This window comes from Flavobacterium sp., from assembly GCF_039595935.1.
GTDB lineage: Bacteria > Bacteroidota > Bacteroidia > Flavobacteriales > Flavobacteriaceae > Flavobacterium.
The window spans coordinates 801456-815094 of the sequence record NZ_JBCNKR010000004.1 but is presented as its reverse complement, the minus strand read 5'-3'; the positions used below and the strand labels follow the sequence as shown (position 1 = coordinate 815094).

Here is a 13639-nt window from a genome sequence, read left to right as displayed (position 1 = left end):
TGCTGCCTGGGTTTATGAAAAAAAAACGCCTTCATTTTACTATGAAAGCGTTTTATGTAAAAATCAGACAATAAAGATGTTGGCGATATCGACCACCTGCTGGGTGGTAAGCGGTTCGTCATAGGCTTCAGATCCTGCCGCGGCTCCAAATGCAGAGGCCGTGTTGAACCCTGCCTGCATCGTGATACCTTCTCCATCATACACAGCCTGTGTCGCAGCCGGCATTCCTGCACCTCTCTCAGAATTGGAAATCCATCCTTTAAGACCTCTGAGCCTTCTGACTTCTGAAGCATGGCGCGCTTCAACAGAATGGATCTGCAAGGCAGCGGTCAATAAATCGGGTGCTGTTATCAAGTTGGCCGCCTGGCCTTTGTAGGCCCTTACACCGGTATCCTCAAAAGCCTGCGCTAACGCTAAAAAGGTAGGGTAATCATTGAAAGGATCAAAAGCTCCTCCTACTGTAAAATCGAAAGTAGGTTTTGGAACAAAATTGGCACTTGCCGTTCCTCCCAGTCCTGCAATCAAAAACTTGACATGGTCGGATTCATGATCTGCAATCTGCTGGAAAACTTTCAGATCCCGTCCGCCGTTTTCAGAGGCAGGGATCACCCCTGAATCCAGTGCCATAGCATAAAATTCATTTTCAAGATATTCCAGAGTCAATGCAAACTGGAGTGCCCCGATAGGAGTTGCCGGAGTTGCTGTAATGTCTTTAGCAAAAGCTTTGCTGGTAAGAGCTGATAATCCGAAAGGGATTGATGCCATGGCTAGATTTTTTCCGATATTCCCAAACTGCGAAAAGCTGTCCCTGCGGGTGCCGGTGCTTTTCATCAAATTATCATCGGTAAAAGTTTCTATAAATTTTAAGATATTCATAATTTCTAAGTTTTAGCAGTTAGTATTAAGGAAGGTATTTGGCCGTGAATTTTGTAGTAATAAAGTTCGCGGCAATCGGCAGGATCTTAGAAGGATCTTTTGCGTCATCCAGACCTGTTGACATATTGACAATATCATCTCCGGCGAAATCTTTTGAATTGGGATTGATCAGGCTTCTTATTGCGGCGGCATGTCTGGCCTCTACAGAAACAATTTTTCCGGCCAGCAATAGGTAGTCAGCCGTTTTTATCAATCTGCCGGCTCCGTTGTAGGCGGCCACTCCCGTATCCTCAAGCGCCTTTGCAGTGGCCAGTACCTCAGTGCGGCTGTTGAAATTCAAGGAACCGTAATTAAAGGCTAAAGAGGGAAGCAGCTGAGAGCCCGGATTGGGAAGCGCTCCGGTCAATGCCGCTTTAAAGAAATCCCTGTGCACCACTTCATGGTGGTACAGATCTGTTAAAACTTCACGTTCCAAACTGCTGAAAACCGTATTGAAGTTTGAGGCATTCACCACTTTAGTGTAAAAATCTGCTTCTAATTGTTCAAGGGCGTAGGCATATGTAAGCACGCCGAAATCCCCTGACCCTAAATCAAATACACCGTTTCGTATTCCCGGAAGTGAAGTGTCCTCCATGTTATCGTCATTATCATTGTCGCTGCATCCGGCCAAAACCAAACCTGCTGTAGCTAATGTGAGACCGCTGATTTTCAGGAAATTCCTTCTGCTGTCAAGTGAAGGGTTTACCTGCTGAATTTTAACTTCGTTTTTCATAATCTAGGTTTTTTATTAAGGTTAATAACATAATCATATTATGTTATTAACGAAATTTTATAAGATGCGGTTTTAATTTGGGGCTGTTTTTTAATAAAAAAAAATTGGCAAAAAAAATTGGCAAAAAAAATTATAAAAAGTAAATATTTTTTTTTGGGGATAAACACCAGTTTTTAAAGCCTGTGTGTTTTTTATGCCTATTTTTTCGCGATTATTCCTTTTTGTGGTAAAACCATAAAGCAGTTTGCAGCGTAGATGACTTTATAACTTAAAAAAAAATGTAATTATGAAAACTAGAAAATTTTTAGCCTTGGCAGTCTTAACATTGGGATTCGGATTTACGATGAACGCCCAGAAAACCGTGATGGTGGGAGGGGCAGCAATGTATCCAAATAAAAACATAATAGAAAATGCAGTCAACTCTAAGGACCATACCACACTTGTGGCGGCGGTAAAAGCGGCGGGACTGGTAGAGACGCTTCAGGGAAAAGGCCCTTTCACCGTATTTGCACCCACCAATGAAGCCTTCGGCAAACTTCCTGCAGGAACAGTAGACAATTTACTGAAACCGGAAAACATGAAAATGCTGCAGACTATTCTGACCTATCATGTGGTTGCAGGAAAGATGAACAGTTCCGATATTGCAAAAGCGATAAAAGCAGGAAAAGGAAAAGCAGTGCTGAAAACAGTAAGCGGCGGTACGCTGACGGCCTGGATGGAGGGTAAGGATTTATATATCAGCGACGAGAACGGCAATAAGTCTAAGGTTACCATAGCGGACGTAAACCAGTCAAACGGTGTAATCCATGTGGTTGATGCTGTCCTGCTTCCAAAGATGTAATACTGTAAAGAGATTGTATGCGATAAGCCCCTTTTTTTAAAGGGGCTTTTTTATGCTTTTCAGTGTTTGGATTTCCCGGCGAAAATAAGTGAAGGCTTACGGCATTTAAATGGTAATGTTTTTTTAATTTTATACAGTTCTAAAGCCTGCACTGGAGATCATGTCTCTTATCTGAAAAGGTAGAAATCAAAAAAGAAATATCAATTGAAATATTTTTATTTTATAATCCGACTGACTCGTTTTCCAGCAGGTATTCTTTCCTTATTTTCTGGTTCATTTTACTTAGCACCGAAGTGAATAGATAATCGGACTCTTCAGGTCTGGTTTCTTTTAGGATTTTAGCTTTTACCAGAGAAAAATAGATATGTTCGGCCGGCAGCTCTTTTTCAATCTGAGAAAGAATCTGCAGCGCCTGCTGCGTTTTTCCAATTTTAGCCAGACAAAAACAATAGTTCAGTCTTGCAATAGGAGACAGGCAGACCTGCTGCATGATTTCATGTAATTTCACAATATCAAGCCAGTCATTTTGTGTTAGCTCCGCAATGGACATGTACCTGCTGATAATAACCGCTTCAAGATAAAAACGGTTTAAGGTTTTGGGTTTTTTAAGATAATGAAAGCCTAAAGCGATCAGTTCCGTATTCCATTTTTCGCGGTCCTGGCTGAAAAAAGAAATGAGCCTGCCATTGACAACCCGGGCTGCACTTCTTGCGGCATGAAAGCAGAAAAGGGCCAGCAGACTGCCTGTAGAGCCATACTTATAGCGGCCGTATAAAAGTTTAGCCAGAGCCATTGCGTCCAGGCATAAATCTTCATTGAAAACCCCTTGGGCCTTTTCATCAAAACAGTCATAGCCTATATTAAAAACAGCATAAAATATTTCTTCTGCCCTGGCGATATCTTCCCTGACGGCTGCTATTGAATCCAGTTCGACAGTTTTGCCCTTAAATTGGGACTGGATGTTTTTCTTTGTCCTGGCAATGCTTTTGTAAACTGCTTCTTTACCCATCAAGGTGCAGCGGCTTATTTCAGATATGCTTAACCCAAAAATATCCTTAAGAGCAAAGAGTATTTTGGCTTGGCTGGAAATATTTTCTACAGCAGATATAAAGAGAACGGTCTGGAGCCGCAGGTCAGTCTGGCAGCTTTCCGCCGCATAACCTTCCATATGTTGCGCAGAAAAACTGTTTATTTCTTTATCCTTTTTGATCTGGTTCAGCAGGTCATTTCGGGCAACGATGAAAAGCCAGTTTTCCATATTTTTCAGGATGGTATTCTGGCTGCGTATTTTTAAGGATTTTAATAAGGAATTATGAATGGCATCCTCAATTTCAGAAATATAATCTGCACCAAACTGATTTAATAACGCTGCAAACAGCTTTCCGTATAATGCCCGATAATTCCTTTCTTCCCCGAAAAACATTTCATTGCCCATATTCTTCCATTTCCATTATCTGGCGGATTTCGGTAGTGCCTCCGTAAAGATGGGCAGGACATTCCTTGGCCAGTTCGACAGCCGTTTTTAAATCGTCTGCCTGCAGTAAATAATAGCCGCCGATAATTTCTTTGGATTCCAGATGAGGCCCGTCTTTGATGATGCAGTCTTTCCCGCTGATCAAAACACTTTTTTCCTGCAGTCCGTCGCCTGAAATCAAATGTCCTGCCGCGGCTAATCTCTCTGCCCAATTCATATGCGCATCAGCCAGCTGCTGCATTTCTTTTGATGAGAGCTCATTTAGTTTTTCAATGTCTTCATGAAGTAATAATAGGAACTTTTTCATAATAAATTATTTTTAAAATTTCATTAAAGACATCTGGGTGTTCCGGTTTTGGACATTTATTTAATTTTTTTTCAAAATAAACAGCGATTTGGATCCTTGTGTGTGATGCATTTAAAAATTTCAGCTGCGGTAACGCTGCATCTGAATTCAAAAAAAACTGTAATAAAACTAATGAGATTTTTTTAAATCTCATTAGTTTTTATGCTTTAGTTATGAATCTGCTTTTAAATTTCTTTTTATAGTACTGTTTAAATCGGAACAGTAAGTCCAATATGATGAAATGGCAGGAAATTTTGCTTTTGCGCCGCAGAAAAAAGCTTTAAGTTTTTGACGCAAAATTGAGAGAAGATTTTACGCTGTTCGAATTGGAGTAAAGTAGAGTCTGCACTTAATGAATTAAGCCCCATGAGAATAGCTTAAAAGTTTCAAAAAGGGAGTTTTTTGTAAGAAATAATTCTTTTTTTAATAGCGTTGATCAATGTAAGGGGAATCAAGAGTTTAGAAGTTCTTTATGGCCGCCATAATATCCTTTCGCTGCTGCTGCAGCGAATATTGTTTGGTCAGGAAAAAGGCGGCCTTGTTTTCCATGGCAAAATTCCTGTCCAGATCACTTGAGGATGTCGTATATATGATAACCGGTATATCCTTCAGGTCCGGATCCATTTTAATGTGCTGCAAGAAGGTACGCCCGTCCATTATGGGCATATTGAGGTCCAGAAAAATCAAATCCGGCTTTGTAAAGTTTTCAGATTTAAGTTTTTCAAAGGCATCTGCGCCATTTATGGCTTGCTGCAGTACAATTGAGGGATGGTCTTCGGCCAGCAGTTCAGCAAAGATTTCGCGGTCGTCTGGATCATCATCAATTAAAAAAATGGTCGTCATATGTATAATAATGGAGTGTAAATATACTATTTTCCCTCCTAATTTTTTATCATCCCCCATTTTTTTCGCGCAGTGCAGGCATAATAATAGTAAAAACAGTGCCTGAGCCTTCCTGCGATGCGGCAGTAATTTCACCATTATGGTTCTGCATGATCTTGCGGCACATGGCAAGGCCGATTCCGGTGCCTGAATACTGGTCGTTTCCATGCAGGCGCTGGAAGATATTGAAAATCTGTTCGGCGTACTGCTGTGAGAATCCAATGCCGTTATCGCGCACTTCTATTTTGATATAGGGAAGTTCCAGATCCAGTGCATGCAGCCTGAGTTGAGCTTCTGGAACAGGCTGTGCGTTAATGCTGATTTCGGGCCTGGTGCCGGGCTTGGTATATTTCAGGGCATTGGAGAGCAGATTGCCGAAAAGCTGTGACATCTGAAGCGGTATGGCCTGCACGAGGGGAAGCTGCCCGATGCTTACCTGGGCATTTTTCTGTTCGATGACCAGTTCAAAATCTGCCAATATTTCGCTGAGCACTGTATTGAGGTTTACCGGTACAAATTGATGTGAAATATGGGTGAGCTTTGAAAACTGCAGCACATCCTTAATGAGGTTCTCCATCCTTCTGGAAGAAGAGCTGATCTTGTCGATATAAGTATTTACCTTCTCGGGGTTCTTTCCCAGATTGTTCTGCAGCAGATCGGTAAAAACGCTGATTTTTCTTATGGGTTCCTGCAGGTCGTGGGAGGCGATATAGGCAAACTGCGAAAGCTCGCGGTTGTTGGCCTCGAGTTCGGCATTTTTAGTCTGCAGCTCGGCGGTCTGCTCCTTTACCTTGAAGGTAAGCTCCTGCTGGAGTTCCTTTTCTTTGGTCACGTCCTGCGCCGTGCCGCTGAGTGATTTTACCACATCATCCTTGCCGTACTGCACCTGGGCGTTGGCATGGATAATGCGCTGCTGTCCTGTTATTTTGTTTACAATCTGAAATTCATAATCATAAAATTGTTCGGCCGAACCGCTGAGGGCCTCTTCCAGGGCCGCGGCAACTTTATGCCTGTAGGGTTCGCTGATGCGCTGCAGGAACTCTTCCCGGTCTGCGGTGCCGGCGCTTAAACCGAGCCACTCCTTAAAACGGTCCGAACAGGTAATGGTTTTAGATTCGGCATCGAGCGTCCATGTGGAGAGTTCGGCCAGTTCAATAGCCCCTGCGAGCGCCATCCTTGTCTCTTCGAGTTTTTTGGTGGCGATGACCTGATCGGTAACGTCAATGGCAATGTCCATAACCCCGTAAATCGTGCCTTTGGAGTCGCGGATCGGGGTATAGGTAAACTCAAAATAATAGGTGCTGATTTTTCCGTTGAGCTTCAGGTCCGCCGGTACGGAATGGCCGTAATAGGTTTCGCCTGTACGGTAGACCTGCTGCAGGATATCCATAAAAGGCTGCCCCCTTAATTCGGGAACAGCTTCTTCCATGGGAAGCCCTATCACGGAGCTGTCCTTGCCCCAGTATCCAATCATTATATCATTGGCAATTTCGATCTTCATATCCAGTCCTGTAAAGAGGCAGATCCCCACGGGGGACTGCTCGATCATCGAGGTGAGCTGGTTCTGGCTTTCAATAACGGCCTGGCGCACGGAAATTATTTCATCGATGTCCATGCAGAACCCGGCGTAGCCGCCGTACTGTCCGTCGGCATCATAAAAAGGGTCGCCGGCGGCGCGGCACCAGATCAGCTGCCCATTGTTTTTCCTTGCCCGGAAAAGCACATCGAAATGGCTTTTCTGCTCCAGTGCCTTAAGGTATGCTTCTTTGGTTTTTTTATAGTCCTGCTCGGCAATGACCCAGGTCCATTTTCCCTCCAGCAGTTCCTGGTAGGGCACCCCTGTGAAATCAATAAGGGTTTTGTTGAAGTAGGTAAACATTCCCTGCGGATTGGAAAGCCATAACCCGGTAGGGGAGCTGTCGGTTACATTTGAAAAATGGCGGTCTGCCTCCCGCTTGGTCATCTCAAGACGTGACTGTGCCTGCTCAAGGGCCAGACGGCTGTTTTCCTTCTCGGTGATGTCGGCGACCGTTCCGGAGAACATCGGTGCTTTTGCTTCGGAATTGATGATGCGTGCCGCTGATATGGCAATTTGGTGTATGCTTCCGTCGTCCCAAATAACCCTTGGGGCATAGTTAAAGGTGCCATTTTCCATGCCGCTTTTGATGGCGGCGGTTCTCAGATGCAGGTCATCGGGATGCACGTATTTGAGGAAATCCTTCCTTCCCAGGCCGGGTTTAAAATTTCCAGAGAGGATCCTGCTGAATTCAGCGGAATACTCAAGGGTATCAGCGGCATAATCCACGCTGAAAAGTCCCAAACCCATGCTCTGTATGGTAAGATCGGTGAGCTGTCTTGATTTTTGAAGCTCTTGGGCTGCTTTGCGGTGCTGGGTGATATCCTGCAGGATGCCGTTAAAGCGGTATGCGGTTTTAGTATTGTCAAACCATGCCTTTCCAAGGGCATGCACAATCCGCGGTATTTTGGTAATGGGGTGGATGATGGTATACTCAATATCGTATCGCCCGCCTGATTCATATCGGAGTGCATAATTAATTGATTCAGTGACACGCTGACGGTCCTTCTCTGCGACTGCCCCCAGGGCATGTTCGAGTTTCACCTGCTGATCGGCTTTGAGCCCGAACCAGTCCTTGAGCCTTGCATTTGAAGAAAAGCGCCGTGTCCTTGGATCCAGGTCATAAGTCCCAAATTCGGCGGCGTTGATGGCAAATTCCAGCTCGTCGCTGCTTTGCTGCAGATGAAGTCTGCTGTTTACTTTTTCAGTGGTTTCATTGCAGATTACCAATACACCCTTGATCTGGCGGCGGTCGTCCCTTATCGGGCTATAGCTGAAAGTCCAGTATACGTCTTCCATTTTGCCGTTTCGGAATATTGGCAGCAGCAGGTCGTCGTACCAGATGCTTTCTCCCGTTGACAGCACTTTTTGAATCAGCGGATGGATAAAATCCCATATTTCAGGCCAGCAGTCCACGGCTTTCTGTCCCATGGCTTTGGGATGTCTGCCCTCATTTCCGAAACTGGGACGATAGGCATCATTGTAGAACTGTATCAGCTGATCACCCCAATAGAGAAACATCGGAAATTTTGAGGACACGATTGTGGCAATGGTGTTTTTGAGGTTCTCCGGCCAGGTGTCCGGAGTGCCCAAAGTATGGCTTTCCCAGTCAATATTTTCAATTAGCTCGGCGGCTTCACCTCCATTTTGAAGAAAGTAAAAGTCTGAAGTATTTGGGTCTTGATTCAATTTTCTAGTTTTAGGAAGGGCTGCTGCATACAGGATAACAGTTTTGGTTTTGTAAAAGTAAGCAATTTTATTTTTTGTTGCGGTTCCGATGGAACGGACTTCGTCATCCGGTATGCTGTTTCTGCCTAACAGCCAGCGTAAAAAAATAGTTTTTGTCTTGCGTAAAATTAATTTTTCCGCTGTGGCAGCTTTTATACAATTTTTATGAAAAATTTTAAAATTGTCACTTTTAAGGCTTTAGTTTTTCAACTGCATTTGCGGCATAAAACTTTAGTTAAATAATGCCAAACACTACATCTTCATACTGCAAGGGCATTTTTAAGGTTTTGTCTGTGGGAAGCCGGAGCCGACTATTTTTTTAAACCATTTTTTTTGGATTCTTTTGCAAAGGCAGGGAATTGGCTGGCGGCCTTTTTCAGGGCGGCACTCTGTCCTTTCAAAAAAGCATAGGTTTCCATGGCAAGAAGCACTTTAGGATCATGGTGCTGCTGCGGATAACAGCCCCAGACAGCCAGTGTACAAAAAAGGAACAGTAGGGTTCTCATAGTCTGCAGTTCTAATTTAAAACCAAAAGAAAACAGATAGGCAAGGATGAAAAATCCTATAAAAACGCAAAAATAATCTTCACGGCAGCATTTTTTTTATATAATTCCAAAATAGAGTTGTAAAATTTCCACATCTGGCAGCCAGCGTCCATTTGCTGCAGAAAATCGCCGTACCTTTAAGGGCGGCTGTATAGGTGATTTATCTTTTTTTGCCTGCCGCGCCAAACCGCATCGGACTAAAAACCGTATTTAACTGCAGTCGAGGAGCTTAAAAATGTATGCGCCATGTTATATAGAAGTATTCTGCTTATCGATGATGACCGTGAAGATGCCGAGCTGTTTATGGAAGCGGTAGACCAGCTCAATAAAAACATACTGCTGCGATGGGAGAGCAGTCCGCAGACTGCCTTGGAAGAACTCAGGGGGTCTGATAAGCTGCCCGAACTGATTTTTCTAGATTATAATATGCCCAGAATCAATGGGCTGGAGCTGCTGGTCTCTTTAAAAAATGACGCAAGGCTGAAGGATATTCCTGTAGTGATGATCTCGACCCCCTCAGCGGATTTCATGAAGAGCAAAATCGGGCAGCATAACATCCTTGCCTATATCAGCAAGCCCAACAGTTTTGGCGAGCTTCTTTCCCAGCTGGATTCGCTTTTGCAGCCAAAGCCATTTTGATGTTTCGAGCAAGAAAAAAAATAGAAAGCCGCAACAGATTTTACCTGAAGTTCAGCGGGCGGATTCGTACAATATAAATAAAGCAGATGTGTTTTTTACAGTGCTGATCCCGGAGTAAGGCTTAGGCGCCAGTATTCCACAATGTTTTTTATCATGGCTTGATAGACTGAGAAGTCTTCTTCTTTCCTAAAGTATCCCTGTACTTGGCAGCGGTACGCCCTGAGTACATTTTCCGGGTTTTTCGAGGTGGAAAGAAAGATGTAAGGAGTACATTTCTCGCGGATTTCCGCCAGGGCAAGTATCTGTTCGCGGAGTTCAAAGCCATTAATCTTGGGCATATTGATATCTGACAAAATAAGGAAAGGCCTCACCTTCGAATTGGAAAGGTAAGAAAGGGCATCCATTGGGTCTTCAATGAATTTTATTTTGTTGGGATAGTCCAGGCTTTCAAAAATATCCTTAAGGAAGAGCCTGTCATCCTCGTCATCTTCGATTATTATTATTTCTCCGTTTCTTCTCATGTCTTAAAGATACGCTTTAAATTAAGTAATTTAGCTTTGTCCAGTTTTGATTTTCCATTGTGAGGGCTAAACGTTTTTAAAATTCTGCCTCCCTAAAATTAAATCATTTCCTTATTTTTTTTCTTACAGTAAATTTTATTTTTCTTACTAAATTAACATGTGCGGTAAAATGCTGCTTGTCTTTTTTTAACAGTACCCGGTGCTGTGGCTGCGGTCTTAATTGCTATATTTGATAGGAGAATTACAACTACCCTAACATACAGATCTTTCACAATGGAAAAAGCAATACAATTAAAGGTGAGAAAAGATTTGGACCCGCACCAGCAGCTCACCGTGATCAAGCTCAAAGGGAGCCTGATTTCGAAAGGCTATACCGAGATCATTCATATCCTGGACCAGGACGAGGAGTATCATCTCAATACCTTTGAAACGGATCTGGAGAAGCGCGGTGAAGCCCGGCAGTATATAACGGCCTTTATCGATCAGGAAAACCTTGCCGATGCGATTACCTTAAAGTAATGCGGCTTTGGCAGGCATTGGAATCCAGAGCCCGCCGTCCGGGAGGACGGCGGGCTTTCGGGCTTTGATTTCACTGCATAAAAAAAGCCGATATGCTTATCGGCTTATAATTTTGGGTTTTCTTTTTTTCATGCGCTCCTTTATCTGATATAAGTTTTGGCTCAGCAGCTGCAGGATCTGTCTGTGATGTCTGGAGGGCTTGTTTTTCAGTCCCCTGCACTGCAGGATTTCCATACGGCTGAGTGAAATTTCGATGGTTTCCATGGACTTATCGCAGAACTTTGCCGAGAGTATCAGCGAATCTTTTCTAACATAATACTCATTGGTAAACACGCAATGCCCCAAGTCGTCGCCCTCGGCCATAAAATCTTTTACTTCTTCAATAACGGAAATGCTGAGCTGCCCATCGCGGAACGACAGCCCGAAAAAGCGCTTTTTGTCGTTTGCATATCTTTTCTGCGCCTTTTCGATTTCAAGGCGCAGGTCGCGGAGTTTTTTCTTGCGAAGCAAGTCCCTTTTCTTTTTCACAAAATGGTCGTGCGCTTCGCAGAGGTTTTCGGGGCAGACATACAAAGGACATGAAAGGTCTTTTTTGAAATACCGCAGCAGTTCGAGATAATCCTCCCAAACGGGGACATCTGAAATTTTGTAATGGTTTCGGATGACGGTCTTCACCGCCTGCCAGTTGCGGCGGATGTTCTGCCGTGATGCGCAGAGGTAATACTGCAACAGGTTCAGCTGTCGGGATTTTAAAAGGGTTTCTGCAACAGGGTCGGATAAAAGCGATGAAAACAATAAGTGCGGTGCAATGTCATATACCGAAGTCTTGAAGCCGTTGCGTTTTAAGATCGGAAGCACTTTCATCTGCGGATAAACCTTGAAGGGATTGATATAGAATCTGGAATTGCGGATGAAATCCTTTGGCTTTATTTCAAGCGGGGAATAGAATTTCCATGCATCAAGGTTACTGGAAAACACATTGGTGCTGCGTGCGAGCGTGCGAACGTCACCTTTGGGGTTTATCCAATGCTGCATGACTTCCTTATGGAAATAGGAGGGTGCGAAATTCTTTTTCATGTGCTTGTGGGAAATGTCCATGCGCACCACCTGAAACCCCGCACAGCGCTCGATAACGGCGAAATATTCTGTTTCCTTAAAATGTACCTGATTATAAGGCATCATTTTGAGTCTGCCTGCGCAGGCAGGGCAGGAAGTGAACTTGGCGCAGGTGCTTGGACAGGAGGGTTTCCAAACGTGGGCGCAGTCCAGGCAGTAGAACCTGCTGCGGGACAACACACCCCATTTGAGAAAAATAGTCTGCTCTGCCCAAGTAAATACCTCTTCTCTAATAGGCGCAAGCGAGGCGCTCAGCGCCGTCAGCTGCTTTTCGATGATGGTTTTGGGTGTCATAGGTCAAAGAGTGTCAGGGCGGTCTGCGCCGCAGGTTTTACGTCTTTTTTTACGGTTGGAACAGGTTCGGTTTTGACAGGCGCAGCAGGGATTTCGGGCTGCGTAAAAAGGTCGGACGGTGCAGGGGTCTGCACCACGGCTCTGCACGCAATCGGCGCAGGCGTGCCGATAGAATCATCGGTGTAGTACTTTACTGCCATGTCGAAGATTTCCTGATTGTCAAAGGCGCACAAGCCTGTTTTTTTTACCTCGCCGAAGATATAATGGATGCAGCTTTCGAGGTTCTTGGATGCTTTGGCAAAGTGCGGCGCAAAGGCGGTATCGCCCTGCGCCAAAGTGCTGAGGTATTTCTCTATGGCATTTTTAAAATTTTCAGAAGCTTTCATAAGAATAGATTTAAGGTTGGAAATTTCTATTCAAAGAGCCTAGAATAGAGCTCATAACAATATTCCTCGAAGCAGAGCCAGCAGACAAAGGTGTAATGCGGGGCTTGAAATCGGTTTTCGATCGGCTCGCCGATAGCTTCTTCCAGTTCAGTACGTATATTTTCAAGGTCATCGATATGTTCGATGTAAAACGCTTTGCAGTCCGTGTTGTAGATAAATTCTGAAATCATGCCGCTCACGCATCCTCCCTGCTGCAAATCAAGGAAAAAGGATTTGAGCTTTTCTCTGCGTTTTCCGCTGTAGGAAGTAATGCTTTTTAGGATAATTTCATTAAAGGCATCGCTTACACGGTACCCACTGTAATTTGATCTTTCTAAGGCTTTCATACTATTTCATTTAGGCGTGTGTAAAAATTTAATGGAGATAACAATTAGAAGGGCAGGTCGTCAGGCTCTTCGTTTTTATTGTCCTTTTTAGCCGCAGGTACTGCTTTTGTGCTCTGCGTCTGGGGGAATACAAGGATTTTAATATCCGATGTGTGAAAGGTCAAAGCGCCGTGCGCGCGGGCGTCATTTCCGATATAGACATTCAGCCCGATGCGCCCGAAGAGCTGTACGAGCGTTCCTTTTTTGAGCCACTGCGCCAGTCCCGACCTGAGCCAGTAAGAACAGTCGATATAGGTTACAATCTTTTTGACCTCTGTGCTTCCTTTGGGTTTATAGCTGTCGTTGACTGCTATGGAGAAGTTTACCACCTCACGGTTTTCTTTTACTTTAAAAACGGAGGCATCTTTTACAATTCGTCCTGTGATTTCCATGACATAAAATTTTTAGTGAATACTTATTTCAGATTTCTTCCTCCGTCGTCCGCAACGCAAATTTTTCAAAAGAAAAAACGGGAAAAAAGAAAGCAGAAGAAAAGTGGCTAGATACCGAGCCGGAGTGCTATAAGTCCCGAAGGGCGGCCAGGAGCCGTTATGCGCATGCAGGTGAGGGCGGGCACTACTTTGGCTGCCCTTTTAACCCGTTTTGAATTGAAAATTAACCTCTCTTTTTTCTGTTTTTGAGATCCGCCTGAGAATAGCTATCTTAGCGGTGAAGAAGAAAAAACAAACAGCAGCAGAC

The 13639-nt window shown here is 44.1% G+C and carries 16 protein-coding genes; 3 read left to right on the top strand and 13 right to left on the bottom strand.

Going from position 1 to position 13639, the window contains the following annotated elements; genetic code table 11:
* Positions 1-63: 63 nt before the first annotated feature.
* Positions 64-876: a ferritin-like domain-containing protein gene (locus ABDW27_RS03635; RefSeq protein ID WP_179005227.1), complete on the bottom strand. Its 813-nt coding sequence runs from the start codon at positions 874-876 to the stop codon at positions 64-66.
* 25 nt (positions 877-901) lie between these two features.
* Positions 902-1648, bottom strand: coding sequence for a ferritin-like domain-containing protein (locus ABDW27_RS03630; protein WP_179005229.1), 747 nt, complete (start codon positions 1646-1648; stop codon positions 902-904).
* Positions 1649-1934: 286 nt separating this feature from the next.
* Between ABDW27_RS03630 and ABDW27_RS03625 the strand changes: the two genes are divergently transcribed.
* Positions 1935-2489: a fasciclin domain-containing protein gene (locus ABDW27_RS03625; protein WP_179005231.1), complete on the top strand. Its 555-nt coding sequence runs from the start codon at positions 1935-1937 to the stop codon at positions 2487-2489.
* 220 nt (positions 2490-2709) lie between these two features.
* Here ABDW27_RS03625 and ABDW27_RS03620 read toward each other — a convergent pair whose 3' ends face one another.
* The 6 genes from ABDW27_RS03620 to ABDW27_RS03595 all read right to left on the bottom strand — a co-directional run bounded on the left by ABDW27_RS03620 (position 2710) and on the right by ABDW27_RS03595 (position 9001).
* Positions 2710-3924, bottom strand: coding sequence for a DUF6596 domain-containing protein (locus tag ABDW27_RS03620; RefSeq protein WP_179005233.1), 1215 nt, complete (start codon positions 3922-3924; stop codon positions 2710-2712).
* Positions 3914-4270: a YciI family protein gene (locus ABDW27_RS03615; RefSeq protein ID WP_179005235.1), complete on the bottom strand. Its 357-nt coding sequence runs from the start codon at positions 4268-4270 to the stop codon at positions 3914-3916. Before ABDW27_RS03615 ends, ABDW27_RS03620 begins: the two co-directional genes overlap by 11 nt.
* Complete coding sequence (locus ABDW27_RS03610) at positions 4242-4463, bottom strand: hypothetical protein (protein ID WP_343694642.1); 222 nt, start codon at positions 4461-4463, stop codon at positions 4242-4244. The genes ABDW27_RS03615 and ABDW27_RS03610 overlap by 29 nt, the downstream gene beginning before the upstream one ends.
* Positions 4464-4768: 305 nt before the next feature.
* Positions 4769-5212 (bottom strand): response regulator, encoded by a 444-nt coding sequence (locus ABDW27_RS03605; protein ID WP_223704583.1) that lies wholly within the window; start codon positions 5210-5212, stop codon positions 4769-4771.
* A complete protein-coding gene (locus ABDW27_RS03600) occupies positions 5202-8456 on the bottom strand; it encodes a PAS domain S-box protein (protein WP_179005237.1) in 3255 nt (1084 codons plus the stop codon). Before ABDW27_RS03600 ends, ABDW27_RS03605 begins: the two co-directional genes overlap by 11 nt.
* Before the next feature lie 350 nt (positions 8457-8806).
* Positions 8807-9001: a hypothetical protein gene (locus tag ABDW27_RS03595; RefSeq protein WP_179005239.1), complete on the bottom strand. Its 195-nt coding sequence runs from the start codon at positions 8999-9001 to the stop codon at positions 8807-8809.
* Positions 9002-9286: 285 nt separating this feature from the next.
* On the opposite strand from ABDW27_RS03595, the gene ABDW27_RS03590 reads away from it, so the two are divergent.
* Positions 9287-9679 (top strand): response regulator, encoded by a 393-nt coding sequence (locus ABDW27_RS03590; protein WP_179005241.1) that lies wholly within the window; start codon positions 9287-9289, stop codon positions 9677-9679.
* 95 nt (positions 9680-9774) lie between these two features.
* Here the strand turns inward: ABDW27_RS03590 and ABDW27_RS03585 are convergent, their stop codons facing one another.
* Complete coding sequence (locus ABDW27_RS03585; protein ID WP_179005243.1) at positions 9775-10200, bottom strand: response regulator; 426 nt, start codon at positions 10198-10200, stop codon at positions 9775-9777.
* A gap of 273 nt (positions 10201-10473) precedes the next feature.
* On the opposite strand from ABDW27_RS03585, the gene ABDW27_RS03580 reads away from it, so the two are divergent.
* Entirely contained in the window at positions 10474-10719 is a 246-nt protein-coding gene (locus ABDW27_RS03580; RefSeq protein WP_149207808.1) for a hypothetical protein, read from the top strand.
* Positions 10720-10815: 96 nt separating this feature from the next.
* Here the strand turns inward: ABDW27_RS03580 and ABDW27_RS03575 are convergent, their stop codons facing one another.
* Genes ABDW27_RS03575 through ABDW27_RS03560 form a run of 4 tightly spaced genes read right to left on the bottom strand, consistent with a single transcriptional unit; the run spans position 10816 to position 13332 of the window.
* Positions 10816-12129, bottom strand: a complete 1314-nt coding sequence (locus tag ABDW27_RS03575; protein WP_276174768.1) for a PcfJ domain-containing protein — start codon at positions 12127-12129, stop codon at positions 10816-10818.
* Complete coding sequence (locus ABDW27_RS03570; protein WP_179005247.1) at positions 12126-12515, bottom strand: Cas9 inhibitor AcrIIA9 family protein; 390 nt, start codon at positions 12513-12515, stop codon at positions 12126-12128. The genes ABDW27_RS03575 and ABDW27_RS03570 overlap by 4 nt, the downstream gene beginning before the upstream one ends.
* A 26-nt stretch (positions 12516-12541) precedes the next feature.
* Positions 12542-12901: a hypothetical protein gene (locus ABDW27_RS03565; protein WP_179005249.1), complete on the bottom strand. Its 360-nt coding sequence runs from the start codon at positions 12899-12901 to the stop codon at positions 12542-12544.
* A gap of 44 nt (positions 12902-12945) precedes the next feature.
* On the bottom strand, positions 12946-13332 hold the full coding sequence (locus ABDW27_RS03560; RefSeq protein WP_179005252.1) for a single-stranded DNA-binding protein: 387 nt from the start codon (positions 13330-13332) through the stop codon (positions 12946-12948).
* Positions 13333-13639 lie beyond the last annotated feature (307 nt).